The organism is Rhizobium sp. BK176, from assembly GCF_024808055.1.
In genome coordinates this window covers 313388-331288 of sequence record NZ_JANUBV010000006.1, presented here as the reverse complement: position 1 = coordinate 331288, position 17901 = coordinate 313388, and the positions used below count along the sequence as shown (strand labels likewise).

General features: G+C 59.5%; 20 protein-coding genes. 14 read left to right on the top strand and 6 right to left on the bottom strand.

Annotated features, from left to right (window positions below; translation table 11 throughout):
• The 5 genes from FHT76_RS20680 to FHT76_RS20660 all read left to right on the top strand — a co-directional run bounded on the left by FHT76_RS20680 (position 1) and on the right by FHT76_RS20660 (position 5791).
• The gene (locus tag FHT76_RS20680; protein ID WP_016556941.1) at positions 1 to 831 is read left to right on the top strand and encodes a carbohydrate ABC transporter permease; all 831 of its coding nucleotides are present in this window, start codon (positions 1 to 3) and stop codon (positions 829 to 831) included.
• Positions 832 to 849: 18 nt separating this feature from the next.
• Positions 850 to 1848, top strand: a complete 999-nt coding sequence (locus FHT76_RS20675) for an ABC transporter ATP-binding protein (protein WP_183862478.1) — start codon at positions 850 to 852, stop codon at positions 1846 to 1848.
• A gap of 105 nt (positions 1849 to 1953) precedes the next feature.
• Positions 1954 to 3435, top strand: a complete 1482-nt coding sequence (locus FHT76_RS20670; protein WP_183862476.1) for a mannitol dehydrogenase family protein — start codon at positions 1954 to 1956, stop codon at positions 3433 to 3435.
• Between the two features lie 83 nt (positions 3436 to 3518).
• The gene (locus FHT76_RS20665) at positions 3519 to 4208 is read left to right on the top strand and encodes an HAD family phosphatase (RefSeq protein WP_183862474.1); all 690 of its coding nucleotides are present in this window, start codon (positions 3519 to 3521) and stop codon (positions 4206 to 4208) included.
• Positions 4208 to 5791, top strand: coding sequence for an FGGY-family carbohydrate kinase (locus FHT76_RS20660; RefSeq protein ID WP_183862472.1), 1584 nt, complete (start codon positions 4208 to 4210; stop codon positions 5789 to 5791). Before FHT76_RS20665 ends, FHT76_RS20660 begins: the two co-directional genes overlap by 1 nt.
• 50 nt (positions 5792 to 5841) lie before the next feature.
• On the opposite strand, the gene FHT76_RS20655 is transcribed toward FHT76_RS20660, so the two are convergent.
• Entirely contained in the window at positions 5842 to 6696 is an 855-nt protein-coding gene (locus tag FHT76_RS20655) for a MurR/RpiR family transcriptional regulator (RefSeq protein WP_183862470.1), read from the bottom strand.
• A gap of 227 nt (positions 6697 to 6923) precedes the next feature.
• Here FHT76_RS20655 and FHT76_RS20650 point away from each other — a divergent pair, with 227 nt between their 5' ends.
• Positions 6924 to 7637, top strand: coding sequence for a sulfate transporter family protein (locus FHT76_RS20650; protein WP_183755926.1), 714 nt, complete (start codon positions 6924 to 6926; stop codon positions 7635 to 7637).
• A gap of 1 nt (position 7638) precedes the next feature.
• On the opposite strand, the gene FHT76_RS20645 is transcribed toward FHT76_RS20650, so the two are convergent.
• Positions 7639 to 8064: a VOC family protein gene (locus FHT76_RS20645; protein WP_183862468.1), complete on the bottom strand. Its 426-nt coding sequence runs from the start codon at positions 8062 to 8064 to the stop codon at positions 7639 to 7641.
• An 83-nt stretch (positions 8065 to 8147) separates the two neighbouring features.
• Here FHT76_RS20645 and FHT76_RS20640 point away from each other — a divergent pair, with 83 nt between their 5' ends.
• The gene (locus tag FHT76_RS20640; RefSeq protein WP_183862466.1) at positions 8148 to 8726 is read left to right on the top strand and encodes a TetR/AcrR family transcriptional regulator; all 579 of its coding nucleotides are present in this window, start codon (positions 8148 to 8150) and stop codon (positions 8724 to 8726) included.
• Here FHT76_RS20640 and nth read toward each other — a convergent pair.
• Positions 8691 to 9473 (bottom strand): endonuclease III, encoded by a 783-nt coding sequence (gene nth / locus FHT76_RS20635; protein ID WP_183862465.1) that lies wholly within the window; start codon positions 9471 to 9473, stop codon positions 8691 to 8693. The genes FHT76_RS20640 and nth overlap by 36 nt on opposite strands.
• A gap of 22 nt (positions 9474 to 9495) precedes the next feature.
• Here nth and FHT76_RS20630 point away from each other — a divergent pair, with 22 nt between their 5' ends.
• The 3 genes from FHT76_RS20630 (at position 9496) to FHT76_RS20620 (ending at position 11528) form a co-directional block, all read left to right on the top strand.
• Entirely contained in the window at positions 9496 to 9993 is a 498-nt protein-coding gene (locus FHT76_RS20630; protein ID WP_016556951.1) for a DUF2244 domain-containing protein, read from the top strand.
• 69 nt (positions 9994 to 10062) lie between these two features.
• Positions 10063 to 10935, top strand: coding sequence for a bifunctional helix-turn-helix domain-containing protein/methylated-DNA--[protein]-cysteine S-methyltransferase (locus FHT76_RS20625; protein WP_183862463.1), 873 nt, complete (start codon positions 10063 to 10065; stop codon positions 10933 to 10935).
• A gap of 113 nt (positions 10936 to 11048) precedes the next feature.
• The gene (locus FHT76_RS20620) at positions 11049 to 11528 is read left to right on the top strand and encodes a hypothetical protein (protein WP_183862461.1); all 480 of its coding nucleotides are present in this window, start codon (positions 11049 to 11051) and stop codon (positions 11526 to 11528) included.
• 19 nt (positions 11529 to 11547) lie between these two features.
• On the opposite strand, the gene FHT76_RS20615 is transcribed toward FHT76_RS20620, so the two are convergent.
• Positions 11548 to 12531: a sugar-binding transcriptional regulator gene (locus tag FHT76_RS20615; protein ID WP_183862460.1), complete on the bottom strand. Its 984-nt coding sequence runs from the start codon at positions 12529 to 12531 to the stop codon at positions 11548 to 11550.
• Between the two features lie 325 nt (positions 12532 to 12856).
• Here FHT76_RS20615 and tal point away from each other — a divergent pair, with 325 nt between their 5' ends.
• On the top strand, positions 12857 to 13822 hold the full coding sequence (gene tal, locus FHT76_RS20610) for a transaldolase (protein WP_016556954.1): 966 nt from the start codon (positions 12857 to 12859) through the stop codon (positions 13820 to 13822).
• A gap of 56 nt (positions 13823 to 13878) precedes the next feature.
• Here the strand turns inward: tal and FHT76_RS20605 are convergent, their stop codons facing one another.
• On the bottom strand, positions 13879 to 14715 hold the full coding sequence (locus FHT76_RS20605) for an amidohydrolase (protein WP_183862458.1): 837 nt from the start codon (positions 14713 to 14715) through the stop codon (positions 13879 to 13881).
• Positions 14716 to 14925: 210 nt separating this feature from the next.
• Between FHT76_RS20605 and FHT76_RS20600 the strand changes: the two genes are divergently transcribed.
• The 3 genes from FHT76_RS20600 to FHT76_RS20590 all read left to right on the top strand — a co-directional run bounded on the left by FHT76_RS20600 (position 14926) and on the right by FHT76_RS20590 (position 17674).
• The gene (locus FHT76_RS20600) at positions 14926 to 15657 is read left to right on the top strand and encodes an SDR family oxidoreductase (RefSeq protein ID WP_183862456.1); all 732 of its coding nucleotides are present in this window, start codon (positions 14926 to 14928) and stop codon (positions 15655 to 15657) included.
• Between the two features lie 98 nt (positions 15658 to 15755).
• Entirely contained in the window at positions 15756 to 16394 is a 639-nt protein-coding gene (locus FHT76_RS20595; RefSeq protein ID WP_246712609.1) for a DUF1345 domain-containing protein, read from the top strand.
• Between the two features lie 71 nt (positions 16395 to 16465).
• Complete coding sequence (locus FHT76_RS20590) at positions 16466 to 17674, top strand: adenylate/guanylate cyclase domain-containing protein (RefSeq protein ID WP_183862454.1); 1209 nt, start codon at positions 16466 to 16468, stop codon at positions 17672 to 17674.
• A gap of 2 nt (positions 17675 to 17676) precedes the next feature.
• On the opposite strand, the gene FHT76_RS20585 is transcribed toward FHT76_RS20590, so the two are convergent.
• Positions 17677 to 17850 (bottom strand): DUF1328 domain-containing protein, encoded by a 174-nt coding sequence (locus FHT76_RS20585; protein ID WP_183862452.1) that lies wholly within the window; start codon positions 17848 to 17850, stop codon positions 17677 to 17679.
• Positions 17851 to 17901 lie beyond the last annotated feature (51 nt).

Below are 17901 nucleotides of genomic sequence, written 5' to 3'. Positions count from 1 at the left end.
ATGGCTAGAAAAGTCACAACCCAGCGCAAGGTCGTCATGACCGCCATCGCCTGGACGCTCGGCATCCTGATATTCTTCCCGATCCTCTGGACGTTCCTGACGAGCTTCAAGACGGAAGCTGATGCTATCGCCTCGCCACCGCAGTTCCTGTTCTTCCACTGGACGACGGAGAGCTATTCGGAAGTACAGAGCCGCTCCAACTATCTCAGCCACTTCATGAATTCGGTGATCATCTCCTTTGGCTCGACGCTGATCGGCCTGATCATCGCCATTCCGGCTGCCTGGGCGATGGCGTTCTCGCCGACGAAGCGGACCAAGGACGTCCTGATGTGGATGTTGTCGACGAAGATGATGCCGCCGGTCGGCGCCCTCATCCCGATCTATCTGATGTTCCGCAATTCCGGACTCCTCGATAGCCGCACCGGCCTTGTCATCATCCTCACACTGATCAATCTGCCGATCATCGTCTGGATGCTTTACACCTACTTCAAGGAAATTCCCGGCGAGATCCTCGAAGCTGCCCGCATGGACGGCGCCTCGCTTGCCAAGGAGATCATCTACGTGCTGACGCCGATGGCAGTGCCCGGCATCGCCTCGACACTGCTCCTGAACATCATCCTGGCCTGGAACGAAGCCTTCTGGACATTGAACCTCAGTGCCTCGAAAGCGGCGCCGTTGACGGCGTTCATCGCTTCCTACTCCAGCCCCGAAGGCTTGTTCTATGCCAAGCTTTCGGCAGCTTCGACCATGGCGATCGCCCCGATCCTGATCCTCGGCTGGTTCTCGCAAAAACAACTCGTCCGCGGCCTGACCTTCGGCGCGGTGAAATAAGATATCAGGGAGAGAAACATGGGCAGCATTACCCTTCAGAAAGTCTCGAAGGTCTTCGGCGAAGCCAAGGTCATCCCGTCGATCGACCTCGACATCAAGGACGGTGAGTTCGTCGTCTTCGTCGGTCCCTCGGGCTGCGGCAAGTCCACGCTTCTCCGCCTCATTGCAGGTCTTGAAGACGTGTCTGACGGCAAGATCGTCATCGACGGCAAGGATGCAACCGAGAAAGCTCCGTCGGAGCGTGGGCTGGCAATGGTGTTCCAATCCTATGCGCTTTATCCGCATATGAGCGTGCGCAACAACATCGCGTTTCCGCTGAAGATGGCCAACGTCGACAAGGCGGAAATTGACCGAAAGGTCGCTGATGCCGCACGGGTCTTGAATCTGACGGACTATCTCGAACGCAAGCCGCGCCAGCTCTCGGGCGGTCAGCGCCAGCGCGTAGCAATCGGTCGTGCGATCGTGCGCCAGCCGTCGGCCTTCCTCTTTGACGAGCCGCTGTCGAACCTCGATGCGGCGTTGCGCGTCAACATGCGCCTTGAGATCAGCGAACTGCATCAGCAGCTCAAGACGACGATGATCTACGTCACTCACGACCAGGTCGAGGCCATGACCATGGCCGACAAGATCGTGGTGCTGAACCGCGGCAACATCGAACAGGTCGGTTCGCCACTGGAGCTCTATCACAAGCCGCGAAACCTCTTCGTCGCGGGCTTCATCGGCTCGCCGAAGATGAACATCGTCAAAGGCCAGTATGCCGCGCAGCTTGGCGCGAACACGATCGGCGTGCGGCCCGAGCACGTGCTGCTGTCGATGGAGACTGGCGACTGGAAGGGCAAGGTCATGGTTGCCGAGCATCTCGGCGCCGACACCTTCCTGCATGTCGATGTCGAGGGTATCGGCCACGTCACAGCGCGCGGCGGTGGCGATTTCCCGGCCAAGGCTGGGGACATCGTTTATCTGACGCCCGACAAGACGCGGATCCACAAATTCAACGAAGGTGGCCTCACCATCTGAGAGTATTGGTGCCGGGTTGGGGAAAAGAGCGCGCGCCGGACAAATGCCCGGCATGCCGATATCGGGATCGCAGCCGATCCCGAAGACCTTCAAGAGGACTGAAACATGACGTGCAAACTATCGCTGGCAACGCTTTCCGAGGCGGCAAAGACGGCCGCCGTACCGACCTATGAGCGGGCGTCGCTGAAAGCGGGCATCGTGCACTTCGGCGTGGGCAACTTCCACCGCGCTCACCAGGCGATCTACCTCGACGACCTCTTCAATCAGGGCCAGGATCACGATTGGGCGATCATCGGCGCGGGTATTCTTCCTTCCGACGCGGCAATGCGCGAAAAGCTCGCCGCCCAGGACTTCCTGACGACCGTCGTCGAGCAGGACAACAACAAGACGGCCGCGCGCGTTACCGCTCCAATGATCGACATTCTGCCTGTTGGCGATGCCAAGACGATCATCGCCAAGCTCGCCGATCCAACGATCCGTATCGTTTCGATGACGATCACCGAAGGCGGCTATTTCATCGACGCGTCCGGCAAGTTCAATCCGGGTCATCCGGCAATCGCTGCGGACGGCCAGAACCCTTCCGAGCCGAAGACCGTCTTCGGTCTTGTTGTCGCGGGCCTCAAGGCGCGCAAGGAAAAGGGCATCGTGCCTTTCACCGTCATGTCCTGCGACAACATTCCGCATAACGGCGTCGTCACGTCGAATGCCGTCGTTGGTACAGCACGCCTGTCAGATCCTGCCTTTGCCGACTGGATCAAGGCGAACGTCGCATTCCCGAATGCCATGGTGGACCGCATCACGCCGGCGACAGGCCAGCGTGAAATCGATTTGTTGAAGGATGTCTTCAGCATCGAGGATAACTGGCCGGTCTATTGCGAAGAGTTCAAGCAGTGGGTGCTGGAAGACAAGTTCACCGCCGGACGACCGGCGCTGGAGAAGGTCGGTGTGACCTTTGTTCCCGATGTGACGCCCTATGAACATATGAAGATCCGCATCCTCAATGGCGGCCACGCAGCGATTGCCTATCCGGCAGCGCTGATGGACATCCACTTCGTCCACGACTCGATGGAGGATTCGCTGATTCGGGCATTCCTGGCCAAGCTCGAGAAGGACGAGATTATCCCGATCGTTCCGCCGGTCCCGAATACCTCGCTGACCGACTATTTTGCGCTGATCGAGCATCGCCTTCTCAATCCGAAGATCGCCGACACCATCCCGCGCCTGGCGCAGGATGGATCAAACCGGCAGCCAAAGTTCATTTTGCCGTCCACGCTCGACAACCTCAACCAGGGCCGGGATGTCGTCGGGCTGGCGCTCGTGTCGGCGCTGTGGTGCCGCTATTTCGCGGGCAAGACCGACAGCGGCAAGGACATCGTCTTCAACGACGCCAGCGCCGATCGCCTGCATGCGGCCGCACTGAAAGCCAAGAGCGATCCAATGGCCTTCCTCGCCTTCGACGACATCTTCGGCGAGGTGTCGAAATCAGAACTGTTCCGCAAGCGTTTTGCCCACGCGCTGAAAACGCTGTGGGAAAAAGGCACGCGCGAAACCCTGCAGCTTTATCTCGACAACAAGCTTGCTGTGTAAGGTCTAGTGGCGGCATTCTTGCCGCCGCGTCCGCCAAGTCCGGCGGCTGGAACTTTCCTGCACCAATTGCGAATGGGTCTGCCATGGCAGAGGCTGAAACACGGCTGGTCATCTTCGATTGCGACGGCGTTCTCGTCGATAGCGAACCGATATCGGTCAGCGTTCTTGTCAAGGCGATGAACGATCTCAACATCCCGATCACCGAGGAAGAGGTCTACGGCCGCTTCCTCGGACGCAGTCTGGCGACGGTGATCGAGACGATGAAGACCGAATACAACGTCCACCCGGGCCAGGAATTCCTCGAGCAGATTCGCACAGATCTCTACGCCCGCTTTCGCAAGGAGCTGAAACCGATGGACGGGATCGCCGAGACGATCGACACTCTCGGTATTCCGTGCTGCGTCGCCTCTTCCAGCCAGGTCGAGCGCATCCGTCTGTCGCTGACGGTCACCGGTTTGATCGATCGGTTGCCGAATATCTTCAGTGCAACGATGGTCAAGAACGGCAAACCGGCCCCGGACCTGTTCCTGCATGCGGCGCGTGAAATGAATGTCGATCCGGCAGGTTGCGTCGTGGTCGAAGACAGCCCCGCCGGGATAGAGGCGGCCAAGGCCGCAGGCATGAGGGTGTTTGCCTTCACCGGTGGTTCACACGCCAATTTTTCCGGCTATCGCGCTGAACTTGACCGGCTTTCGCCCGAAGCCGTGTTTGACGCGATGCCGGAATTGATACACCTTGTCCGCAAACATAAGCAGGACGGGATGCACCTTTAATGCCTCAGCATGTGGTTGCGGTCGATATCGGCACGGGCAGTGCGCGCGCCGGCGTCTTCGACGCTCGCGGCGCGCTACTGGGCAAGGCCGAACACCCGATCATCATGAACCGACCGCGTGAAAACCACGCCGAGCACGATTCCGAAGACATCTGGTCGGCAGTCTGCATTGCTGTGCGCAAGGCAATGGAGCAATCGGGGGCTGCGCCGGCATCGGTCGGCGCTATTGGCTTCGACGCCACCTGCTCGCTCGTCGTGCGCGATGTCGACGGCAATCAGATCAGTGTTTCGACCGGCGGCGAACGGCGTTTCGACACCATCGTCTGGCTCGACCACCGGGCACTGAGGGAGGCCGATTTCTGCACGGCGACGCAGCATCCGGTGCTGGAGCACTCAGGCCATTTCATGTCCCCGGAAATGGAAATGCCGAAGCTGATGTGGCTGAAGAAGAAGTTGCCCGGCACTTGGATGAACACCGGCTATCTCTTCGATCTGGCGGATTTCATGACCTGGAAGGCGACAGGTGCTTTGGCCCGCTCGCGTTGCACGTTGACAGCCAAATGGAACTACCTGGCGCATCTCAACAAAGGTTGGCAGAAGGACTTTCTCGAGCAGATCGGGCTCGACGACCTGCTGGAACGCGGACGGCTGCCGGAGGAAACGGTGGCGGTTGGCAAGAGTGTCGGGACCCTGACGCAGGAGGCCGCCTCGGCGCTGGGATTGACGACGGCGTGCCACGTTTCCTCGGGCATGATCGATGCCTATGCCGGAGCACTCGGCACACTCGGCGGCGAGGCGCGCGATGCCCGCGGGCTAGAGCGCCAGCTGGCCCTGATCGCTGGCACGTCGAGTTGCATCGTCTCGTTCTCGCGCGAGCGCAAGCCAAGCCACGGCATGTGGGGCCCGTACTACGAAGCAGTCTTTCCAGAAACCTGGCTGGTCGAAGCAGGGCAATCGGCGACGGGCGCGCTGCTCGACCATATCGTACGGATGCACGCGGCCGGCGGCGAGCCGAGCGCGGCATTGCACCAGAAGATCGTCCTTAGGATCGCGCAGCTCCGCGCCGACGAGGGGGACGAATTCGGTGCGCGGATCTTCGTCCTGCCGGATTTTCACGGCAACCGCTCGCCGCTCGCTGACCCGCATGCCGTCGGCGCGGTAAGCGGCCTGACCTTGGACACCTCCTTCGACGGGCTCTGCGCGCTGTATTGGCGTACCGCAGTGGGGATAGCGCTCGGGATACGCCACATCCTGGAGCGGATGAAAGAGTACGGCTATGTGCCGGACACCCTGCATGTCGCCGGCGGCCATGTGAAAAATTCGGTGCTGATGGAGCTCTATTCGGATGCCACCGGTTGCAAGGTCGTGGTGCCTAAGATGAACGAGGCGGTGCTCCTTGGCACGGCGATGGCGGCTTCCGTGGCGTGTGGCCTCTATGCTGATCTCGCAGAAGCGGGAGCGGCGATGTATCCCGGCGGCGAAGAGCGGCTGCCGGATGCAGCAAAGCAGGCGCTTTACGACCGCGATTATCGCAGGTTACTTGCCATGTATCGTCACCGCGCCGAGCTGGAGGCGATGGAGTAGGGCCAATCGGTCGCCTCGGTCTGACCGGACAACCCTATCGGAGGCCCGATCTAGCGGTTTCCGCTTTCGCCCAGCATGCTGCCAAATTCCACCATGCGGCGGGTGCGGGCGCTCGCTTCGTCGCCTGCGGCAGCAATGACGGTTTCCGACAAGCAGTCGAGCAAGGCCATCAATGGCGGCAGGTTGTCGGCGTCCTCGGAGCGGGCGGGCGGAAGGGCCAGCACGAGATTGGCCTGATCTGGTATCCAGTTGGCTCCTTGTGCGGTAACCAGAATGACCTTGTATCCGTAGCGCCGTGCCGTGCGGGCGAGCAGGCGGGCCTTGCCGAAACGGCGGCTATCAATCACCACGAGCAGGGCATCATTGCCATCGAGCCGTGCGAAGAGCTCGGCGAAGCGGCTGCCCGTACCATCAAGCGCATGCACGCCATCGCGTGCATATGTCAATCGCTGGGCGAAGTGTGATGCGAAACCGGACAGGCGCGCATGCGAAGCGATAAAGACCTCATGAGCGGCTGAGATCATCGAAACAGCTTCGGTCCACTGCGGCTGGCCGGTCAGGTGGTAGATGTGGTGCAATGCCTGAATCTGTTCGGAGACGAGTACGGCGAGCGGCTTGCCGGCGGTAGCATCGGTTTGCAGCTCAGTGAGAGATGCCTGCATCTGCGTCGGCGAGATGGCCGTTGTCTCACGGATGTGGACCTTGACGCTGTCGAGTCCCTGATAGCCGAGCGCGCGCAGAAAGCGGCCCACTGTCATTGGGCTGAGATCCAGGCGATCGGCAACCGAAGCGGCTGTTTCGAACGGCAGATCGTTCAGGTGTTCGGAGAAGTACTTCGCGATTCGTCGCTCGGCCGGGGTGCCGGACTTGGCATATTGGCGGAGCTTTTGAACAAAATCTTCCACGTCAGCCGTCCAGATCTTCCGAAGCAATTCCCGGATAAGCAGGGCAACCCCCGTCGCTTGCAACTATTCCGAAAGCTGCGTCTCAGGATAAAGCAATCTTAGATGATAAATTACTATATATTAACATAGGTTTCCCGACAAGTTTTGGGGCGATCGGCCGGATTTATTTCAGCCTTGCCGTTCAAACTTCAGATTCCTACATGGTTATTGCAACCGGAGACCCCAGGATGATCTTAGAGGCCGCTCGACTATCCCTTGTCAATCTTTTTGCAGCGGAGACACGTTCAGTCTTTTGGAAGGTCCTGGGTTTGACTCTTTTGGTGCTCGTAGGGCTTTGGCTAGCATTGCGAAGTGCTTTTATGTCATTCGTTTTCCCGTGGGTTGCGAGCTTCTTTCCGGCCATGCCAGATTGGGCCGGGTGGCTGGGCTTCGTGTTTGCGATCGCAGCCGGGATTGGACTGGCGCTCGGGTTGGCCCTGTTGCTATCCCCGGTAACGGCGCTGATTGCCGGGCTGTTTCTCGACGACGTAGCCGAGGTTATCGAAAAGCGGGACTATCCCTCGGACCCGGCCGGCACCGCGATGCCGCTCGGTCCGGCTCTCGCAAGTTCCATCAAGTTTCTCGGCATTGTCATCGTCGGCAATGTCGTCGCGCTTTTTCTGCTGTTTGTGCCGGGCGTCAACCTGATTGCCTTCTTTCTCGTCAATGGTTACCTGCTCGGCCGCGAATTCTTCGAGTTTGCGGCGATGCGGTTCCGCTCACCGCAGGAGGCGCGGTCGTTCCGGGCGAAGCATGCGGCGACGGTGTTTCTCGCGGGGCTCGTCATTGCGGCGTTCCTTGCCATCCCGATCGTCAATCTGCTGACGCCGCTGTTCGCTGCCGGACTAATGGTGCACCTGCATAAGCTGATCTCCCGCGAGGATGCGGGCTTTCGCGGCTAGGTCAGGTTGGCAGGGCTGAGGCGTCGTACATTGCAGCGTATTCGGCACTCGGCGGTATCGGCTTGATGATGTCGATCAGAACCCCGTTCGGGTCGGCCGTGATAAAGTGTCTCTGTCCGAAATCCTCGTCGCAGATCGGCTTCAGGATCGGCAACTTCGCCTCTCCGCAGGCCGCATAGATAGCGTCGATATCGTCTACTTCGAAATTGAGAAGCAGTCCGGAGACCTTGCCGCGTGCGATCTCCGGGATCGTCTCATGGCTGCCGTCGAGGATTGCGAGGATGACGTGCTCGTCGTCCATCGACTGCAGGTGAATGTACCAATCGCTTTCGAAAAGCGCCTTGAAGCGGAAATGGCCGATGTAGAAGCGAGCTGTCTCGTGGACCCGGTCAGTCATGATTACGGGATAGTAGCTGGTCGATTTCATCTCTTTTCCCTCTGCTCGTTTTTTCATACAATCTGCATGTTTTGTAATTAACATACGTGCAGATTGTATGTAAAGAGATTCCTATGAGCAGAAGCAATCGCGAGCGCACTGAACAGACGAAACAGGCTTTGCTCGACGCCGCGCGCCGCTTGTTCGTGGAGAAAGGTTATGGCGATACGGCGACGCCAGATATCGTCGCCGCCGCGGGGGTGACGCGCGGCGCGCTCTATCATCACTTCGAGGACAAGAAGGCACTGTTTCGAGCGGTGGTCGAACGGGAAGCCGCAGCGGTTGCTGAGGCGATCGAAGCGCGCACCTCCGGTGATCTGACGCCCCGTCAGGCATTGCTCGAGGGCGGCTCTGCATATTTCGATGCATTGGCGGACGAAGGGCGAACGAAACTGCTCCTGCTGGAGGCACCCGCCGTCCTTGGCCTTCGCGATGCAGGCGTCATCGACGAGGAGAACGCTGAAGCCACGCTCCAACGGGGCCTCGAAGCATATCTTCCAGGCGGAGGCCCCGTGCTGCAGCCGATCGCGCGGCTTCTTTCGGCCGCCTTCGACCGCGCCGCGATCGCAATCGCAGCCGGTGAGGAACGCAGCGAGTATGAGCAGGCGATTGCCGCCTTACTCGACGGCCTCTCCTATAACCTGTCGCGGTAACTCGACCAACGCCGCCGGCACATCGCACGTCTTCTCGGGCGACTTGCAGATGTCGGCAATCACGCAACGTTCACATTCCGGCTTGCGCGCCTTGCAGGTATAGCGGCCGTGCAAGATCAGCCAGTGGTGGGCATGATAGAGGTAGTGCTTCGGCACCACCTTCATCAGGCGTTCCTCTACCTCGTCAGGCGTCTTGCCCGGTGCCAGCTTGATGCGGTTGGCGATCCGAAAGATGTGGGTGTCCACCGCCATCGTTGCCTGGCCGAAGGCCATGGAGAGCACGACATTGGCGGTCTTGCGACCGACGCCAGGTAGTGTCATCAGTTCGTCGCGCGTTTGCGGCACGACGCCGCCGAATTTGTCGACCAGCAGTTGCGATAGAGCGATGACGTTCTTCGCCTTGTTGCGGTAGAGCCCGATCGTCTTGATGTAATCGCGTACTCTTTCCTCCCCGAGCGCCAGCATTTTTTCAGGCGTGTCAGCGATCTTGAACAGGGCGCGCGTCGCCTTGTTGACGCCCGCATCTGTCGCCTGGGCGGAGAGGGCCACGGCAACGACCAGCGTGAAGGGATTGGTGTGCTCCAGTTCGCCCTTCGGCTCCGGCCGCTGGATGGAGAAGCGGCGGAAGATCTCCTCGCGCTCAGCCTCGGAATAGGCCGAACGGACCGTGGCCGGCTTCTTGCGGCGAATGATCACTTTTGAGTTCTGCGGCGATGTGGCTGATGATTTGAGTTTCGGAGTTGGCATGTAAAATCTATACTTGCCAGCCATGATGGAAAGCAACGCCGATAGGGCCAACGAACAACCTGTTTTTGCTGCCGAGCTTTTTCCGTACCGGTCGCTCGGTCGCAAAGGCTTCAAAGTGTTGCTGCTTTTGACCGGCGCCGTGTGCTTGATGTACGGCATGTTCTTCGTCGCGACTGGCGCTTGGCCGATCGGCTTCTTTTTTGGGCTGGATTTCCTGCTGCTCTACGGCGCCTTCTGGCTGAACTACCGTGCCGGCCGTGCGCGGGAGGAAGTGACGGTGTCGCGGAGCGATATCTCGGTGCGCAAGTTCGCGCCCTCCGGGCGGATGGTCGAACATCATTTCAATCCCTTCTGGACGCGCTTCTTCGTTCGCCGGCATCAGGAAATCGGCATCCTTTCCATGCATATAACAGGCGAGGGAAAGGGCACGGATATCGGTTCTTTCCTGAACCCTGACGACCGCGAGAGCTTTGCCAAGGCCTTCAAAGGCGCGCTTGCCACCGTCAAGCAACGGATTTGATCGACGCGCAAGAAACGGGTGGTTTGCGGGCGGCCACTTGACTATCTCCTTGGTGTAAGGAGAAAGATCATGAACATGGTAGCCAAGCTGAACACCGATATCACCCCTGACGGTTCCGACTACGAGACGGTACGCCGGGTGATCGAACTCATCACCGAGGACTACCGCGATCAGCCGTCCCTCGAAACGATGGCGGCGCGGCTCAACCAATCGCCGACGCAGCTGCAAAAGACGTTTACCCGCTGGGCCGGTCTGTCTCCAAAGGCTTTCCTGCAGGCGGTCACGCTCGACCATGCGAAGCGGCTGCTCCGCGAGGAAGCAATGCCTCTGCTGGAGACCTCTATCGAAGTCGGGCTTTCCGGCCCAAGCCGCCTGCATGATCTCTTCGTCACGCATGAGGCGATGTCGCCCGGAGAGTGGAAGGCGAAAGGCGGCGGGTTGACGATCCGCTATGGCTTCCATGCGTCGCCATTCGGCGTTGCGCTTGTGATGGCAACCGACCGGGGTCTCGCGGGACTTGCCTTCAGCGATCTCGGAGACGAGGCGGCCTGCCTTGACGACATGACGTGCCGTTGGCCGAACGCTAGTTATGTCGAGGATACAGAGGCAACGGCGCCTTATGCAGAGCGAATATTCGAGCCGGGCCGCTGGACCTGCGATCAGCCGTTGCGAGTCGTCCTGATCGGCACCGATTTCCAGGTGCAGGTTTGGGAAAGCTTGCTGAAGATCCCCTTCGGCAGAGCCGTGACCTACAGTGATATCGCCAATGACATCGGCCGGCCGAAGGCAATGCGCGCCGTCGGCGCAGCGGTTGGCGCAAACCCGATTTCCTTCGTGGTTCCCTGCCACCGCGCACTCGGCAAGAGCGGGGCTTTGACGGGGTATCACTGGGGCCTCACGCGCAAGCGGGCGATGCTGGGCTGGGAGGCGGCGCACGCGTGACCGCAGTCACGCATCCATCCAAGCTGTGGATACGTTACCTCCCCTGAGAGTCCCGCCATCAAAAACTCAGGAATTACCGGTTTGATTCCGAGCTGGGGCTCGAGGAGGCGGAAATGAACTCTGGAGAAAAGCCATGCAAGATCGCGGGCATTGCCGTTGGCCTGCTCGCGCTATCGCTCGTTCCAGCCTGGGCGGGCTGCAAGTCGGCGATGAGTAGTCCGCAATGGCCGGAGGTCGCGCGAGCGATATCGACCGCGCAGCTATGCGAGCAGCTTCCCGTGGGGCCCAATCGAACCAGCGGCTTCAAGGTTGTGTCCGCAGATGTCTGTTCGACGGGAGCCAATCTCGCATCCGTGAAGGCAACGGCGCTTTTGACCTGCGAGACCGGTAACAATGCGCTCTTTCAGATGGCACCGGTGGAGGGCAAGGTCGTCGCCACGGTCTCGCTCGATGTGGGAGCGTGCAAGATCACGGACACCCACATAGAGATCGATGGCGAGATCGGAAGCCTCCTGTCGGAGCTACCGGACACCCAGGATTTTGCGCGGAACTGGGCGCAATCGCAATTGTCGCGTCTCTGCCAGTTGCAATAACGGCCTGCTCTGGAAGCCGCTAAGATGCTTCCGCCAGGGCCAACAGCGCCTTGGCGGCGCTCTCGTCCGTGATGAGGGTATTGCAGCCGATGCGTTTGATCGTCGCCCGGATAGCCACGGCGCGATGCGCACCGCCCGATGACAGCACGATGTGCTTGGCCTTCTTCAAAGTATCGAGGTCCACAGACATGACGCGGCTGTTGATCGAGTGATCGATCGTGTTGCCGCCCTGGTCGAGGAAGTTGAACATCGTATCGCAGACGCAGCCGGCGTCGATGAGTTGTTGCAGCTCCGCTTTGGAGATCCAGCCTTCCGATAGAGAGGTGGAATGCGGGCCGATATCGCCGCAGCTGACGATCGCGAGATCAAGCGTTTCGGCCAGACGATAGATCGTATCGAGCCCGCATTTCTCGATGAGGTTCCGCTTGGTCTCCGTCGAATCCACCAGCAGCGGGGCGAGGAACATGTAGCACTCCGCCCCGAGCTGGCTTGCCAGCCGCCAGGTGTAGTCGATCGGGTTCGTCTGGTGGACAGCGACGACTCCGCCGAGCAGCGAGACGACCTTGCAATTGTCGCGGCGGGGCGGCCGGAAGCTGGAGAGCGAGGCTGTCATCGTGCGCCCCCAGCCGACGCCAATCGTGTAATTGTCAGGAATGGCTTCGGAGAGGAACTGGCCGAGCGCCAAGCCGACGCTCTTTGCCATTGAATTGGCGTCAGGGCTTGCCGGCGCCGGCACAACAATCGCCTCATCGAGACCATAGGTACGTTCGAGCTTGACGGACAATTCGACGCAGTCGCCGATCGAGTCGTTGATCCAGATCTGAACTTCGCTGCGCTTCATCGCCTCGTCGAGCAGGCGGATCACCGTCGTGCGGCTGATGCCGAGTTGTTCGGCGACATCCTTCTGGGTCAGGCCCTGGTTGTAATAGAGCCAGGCCGCACGCAGCCTGAGAGAGGAGGCCTCGGAATAGGCAGTGTGCGTGCCGCGTTTGAGCTTGACCACATCTCCTCCGGAGCGAAATGCGCCCTAGATCTACCATTAAGCCAGGACAGGTTCGGTGTTGCGCCTGATAATGACGGGTGTGACACTTATGTCAATTGAAATGCACAAATGTCCTTGACATATCTAGGTGGTAGTAGCGATAGTCGCCGCGAAGAAGTCGCCCTTATGCGTCCGAGGAGGTAAGGTGCAACTGTCCCTCACGTTGCAGTTCGTTTGAGCAAGACGAGCGCAGCCCGATGTGCAGCATACTGACCGCTTGTTCGTAGATTATTTTGCCGGTCGAATAGGCGCCGGCTCGCAGCTCAAGTCAAAAGGACCAGTAACCATGACATCCAAGCTTGACCAACTCCGCGAAATGACCACCGTCGTTGCCGATTCCGGTGACATCGAAGCTGTTGCCCGTCTGAAGCCGGTTGATTGCACGACGAACCCAAGCATCGTCCTCAAAGCACTGGGCACGCCGATGTTTGCAGACACGGTCAAGGAAGCCGTTGCCTGGGGCAAGAAGCAGGGCGGCAATCCAGAGGCCGTTTCCGCAGCCGTTGCCGATCGTCTCGCGATCTCCGTCGGTGCTGCGCTCGTCAAACTCGTTCCGGGTCGCGTCTCGACTGAAGTCGATGCGGACCTTTCCTTCGATACCGAAGCATCGCTTGCCAAGGCACGTTCGATCATCGCTGCCTACAAGGAACGCGGTATCGAGCGTGACCGCATCCTCATCAAGTTGGCTTCGACTTGGGAAGGCATTCGTGCGGCCGAGATCCTGCAGAAAGAAGGCATCGACTGCAACTTGACGCTTCTCTTCTCGAAGGCCCAGGCGATCGCCTGCGCCGACGCCAAGGTGTTCCTGATCTCGCCGTTCGTCGGCCGTATCCTCGACTGGTACAAGAAGTCGACCGGCAAGGAGTTCACGCCCGAGGAAGATCCGGGCGTCATTTCCGTTCGCGACATCTACAACTACTACAAGGCCAACGACATCAAGACGATCGTCATGGGCGCGTCGTTCCGCAGCGCCGGCGAAATCGAAGCCTTGGCCGGTTGCGATCGCTTGACGATTGCGCCGAACCTCCTCGACGAACTCTCCAAGGACCAGGGTAAGCTCGAGCGTAAGCTCTCGCCTGACGTGACGAAGCCTGCTCCCAAGATCACCGTCGACGAAAAGACCTTCCGCTGGATGATGAACGAAGACGCGATGGCGACCGAAAAGCTTGCTGAAGGCATCCGTGCCTTCGCCAAAGACCTCGGTACGCTGCGTGGTAATGTTCAGAAGGAACTGCAGCTCGCAGCCGCTTAAGGTTGTCGGGCGAACTAAACTGAAAGGGCGGCGCCGATGGCGCCGCCCTTTTTGTTTCATATCGACCAGATGCGCTTGGCATTGGCCTGATAGAACTTATCGCGCTCCTCCGGGCTGCAGCCTGCAGTCAGAGCATGGGTGGCCGCGACCCAGGGTGTCAGCCCGCCACCCAGCGTGCAGACCGGCCAGTCGCTTCCCCAGACGACACGATCCCAGCCAAAGCTTCCGATCGTATGCTCGACATAGGGGCGCAGGCTGTCGACCGACCATTTTTCAAGATCACCATACGCGACGACGCCGGAGACCTTTGCGGTTACGTTCGGGCGCCGGGAAAAATCCGTGACACCCTTGCGCCAGACTTCGTTCATGCCCTCCTTGATCGGCGGATTGGCACAATGGTCGAGAATGAAGCGAACGTCCGGGCAATGATCGACAAGTGCGAGGATGGTTTCGAATTGATGCGGGAAGACGCAGAGGTCGAACGTCATGCGGGTGCCGGAGAGGCGCCGGACGTTCTCGCGAAACAGCGGTCGGGCGGCCGTATCGTCGGGTGCTACATGCAGGACGCGGCGGAACCCCTTGATGAAGGGATCGGCGAGCGATCGCTCGAGATACGCCTCGAACCCGTCTTCCTCCGGTCGGCATGCGGCGATGACGCCGCGCACGAGGCTACCTGGACGACGGCTGACCTCATTGACGTAGCTCGTCTCATCATCGATGCGGGTGGGTGCGACATCCACCTCCATGTGCAGGACGTTGGAGATCCCACATCGCATCGCATCGCGTGCATAGTCTTCGTAGAGACTATCTCGATTGAGATCTCCGGCGCTCGAAAGCCAGGGATAGTCAAGCGCCTGCCGATCGACGATGTGCAGGTGTGTGTCGAAAAGCATGCTGTTCCTCCCACTGCATGATAACTGCCGCAGACATAAGCATATCGGTCGGGCGGCGTTCCGCGACCAGATTTGTCATGCCCGGCGACATGAGATTGATTAGGCTTCCTCCGGCGTGCAACTCTGCTCCACCCAGGTTGACGCCAATCTGAATATATTGTTTGCATATGAATGAACGCGTCGCAAGCGCTGGATTCTTTGGGAGGACGTATGAGCCACGGTCTGGAAGGCAAGAAGGTCGTCATCACGGCGGCAGGGCAGGGCATTGGTCGAGCGAGCGCAGAGCGTTTCCTGTCGCTCGGCGCGCATGTCTATGCGACTGATATCAACGAGAAGACGCTGTCCACGCTTGAGGGCGCCGAGAAGCACATTCTTAACGTACTCGATGGCGACGCTGTCCGAGCCTTCGCGACCGAGATTGGCCCGGTTGACGTTCTCTTCAATTGCGCCGGCTTCGTTCATGCCGGCACAATCCTGGATTGCGAGGAAAAGGACTGGGATTTCTCCTTCAACCTCAATGCCAAGGCGATGTATACGACCTGCCGTACTTTTCTTCCGGGCATGCTGGAGAAAGGCAAAGGGTCGATCGTCAACATGGCTTCGGTTGCTTCCAGCGTGAAGGGTGTTCCCAATCGCTTCGCCTACAGTGCATCGAAGGCTGCCGTCATCGGGCTCACGAAGTCGATCGCTTCGGATTTTGTGGCGAAGGGCATTCGCGCCAACGCCATCTGCCCCGGCACGGTGGATAGCCCGTCGCTGCACGATCGCTTGCGTGCCACGGGCGATTACGACAAGGCACTGAAGGATTTCATCGCTCGCCAGCCGATGGGACGCATTGCGACACCGGAAGAGATCGCTGCCCTTGTGACCTATCTTTCTGGCGACGAGGCAGGCTTTACGACCGGTCAGATCCATGTCGTCGATGGGGGCTGGACTGGCTGAGGCCATATTGCTCGCGCTGCCATCAAGCTGATATCAAAGGCAATCTTGCAGTACGCGCGCTCGCCTAAGAAGACGTGTGCGACCGGGGAAGTCACGGAATGGGGCAGGTTCGCAAACACATGGTCTTTGTCGTCGCCGTGGCCGCCGGGCTGGTGACGTTTCTGCTTTTGACCAGCCGGGAGGTCAATCCGCAAAACCTGATCGTCGCCTGGAACGTCAGTGCCATCGTTTTTACCGCGCTGACCTGGCGGCGAATGTTGCGCGCGAGTGTCGCGAGCATCCGCAAACGCGCTGAGGACCTCGATATTTCGGACGTCGTCCTGCTGGCGTTGTCAATTTTGGCTGCCGTCGCCAGTATCGCCGGCATCGCGCTCGAGTTGCACTTCGCCAAGGAAGCGGGACCGAGCGAAGCGTTGGCCCGGGCGCTGGTGGCGATCGTCACCATCCTGAATTCCTGGTTCTTCCTGCACACGCTCTTCACCGTTCACTACGCGCACCGCTACTATGGCGGTTCCCACAAAGGCGATGGACTGAAGTTTCCGGAGAGCACGAAAGAGCCGATCTATTGGGATTTTCTCTATTATTCCTTCACGATCGGCGTTGCCTCGCAGACGGCGGATGTCGCGACGACATCGGTGACGATGCGGAAGCTGACGCTGCTGCATTCCATACTGTCGTTTCTGTTCAACACGACGATCCTGGCGCTAGCCATCAATGTTGGGGCGAGTCTGCTCTAACCCCTTTGGCTGCGTGGAGGGGCGCACGGATTTGGGGTAGAAAGCAATCTCCTTCCCCAAAGGTTGCCGTCATGGAAGCGTTGCCGCGTCAGAGATTGTTGGTGCTTGCCGGCTGCGACGACGCTCGGCTTGACGATCTCGAGCAACGGCAGATCATCGGTCCCGGCGTGCATGGATACTCACTCAGCGATGTCAGTAGGCTCCGCCTGATCCTTGCTCTGCAGGACGCGGGCATCGGCCCTGACATTCTGGCGGAAGGGCTAAGAAGAAAAATCTTCTCGTTCGAATTCGCCAGTCAAGTGATGTTCGAACCGGTAAGCATGACGAGCGCATCGGTAGCAGACGAAGTGGCGGCTGGAACCGTCGACCTCGATACGTTGAACGGTCTCAGGGCCAGCGCAAGCTTGCCGCCGTTGTCGGCGGAGCGCTCACTTCGCGAGGACGATTTGGAGTTCGTCCGGCTTATCGCCGAATGCATGCAGCTTGGCGCCTCGGCTGCGGGAATGGAGCGTGTCTTGCGCGTCTTTGGGCATTCGGTCCGGCGCTGCGTCGAGACGATGCGCGACCTCTTCCGGGCCGAAGTCGAAGAGCCAATGCTGAATGCCGGCCTGAGTTACCATCACCTTCTGGAGATCTCCGCGGCCAAGCGTCTTGCTCTTCAGCGGATCGGCTTTCGGGTGCTCTTCCTGTTGCAACGACGAATGCTTGAAGAGGCTGTCTTCGACAATATCGTTGGCAGGCTCCAGGATGCATTGCGCGAACATGGTCTGGAGCCGGAGGACGAAGACAGCTTGCCAGCAGTCGCTTTTGCCGATCTGTCGGGGTTCACCGGATTGACGCATGAGATCGGTGATGCACCCGCCGCCGAGAAGGCCGCTCGTTTCGAGGCGATCGCGCAACGGCTTTCTTGCTCATTCGATGGACGGATCGTCAAGCCTTTGGGCGATGGAGTCATGATGCTCTTCCCCGACGCGGCTTCGGCAGTCGAGGCATCGCTATCCTTGGTGGAGCAAAGCCGTGAATGCGATCTTCCGCCTGTGCGGGTCGGTGTCGCGACGGGCCAGGTGGTACCGCGCGATGGCGATATTTTCGGGAGGACGGTCAATCTCGCGGCACGCGTTTCCGCAGTTGCCGGGCCGTCTCAAACTCTTGTCTGCCTGAATACGCGTACTGCCGCCGAAGCGGCAGTACGCGGTCTCGCCTTCCAGGGTCTGGGAGCTGTGTCCCTGAAAGGCTTCAAGGACTCTGTGCCTCTGTTTGCTGCCCAACGCAGAACGTGAGGCTAAAGCACAGCATTGCCGGCCATCAGCGCCAGAACCAGGAAGATCAGGAAGATCACCAGCGCGATGCCGAAAAGAACGCGCGCAATTGTCGCCGTCGCGGCCGATATGCCGGAGAAGCCGAAGAAACCGGCAATCAGCGAAATAACGAAGAATATAAGAGCCCATTTAAGCATGGATTTTTTCCTCTTTGTTCATCGCTTAGATGACGCAGCGCGAGGAAATTT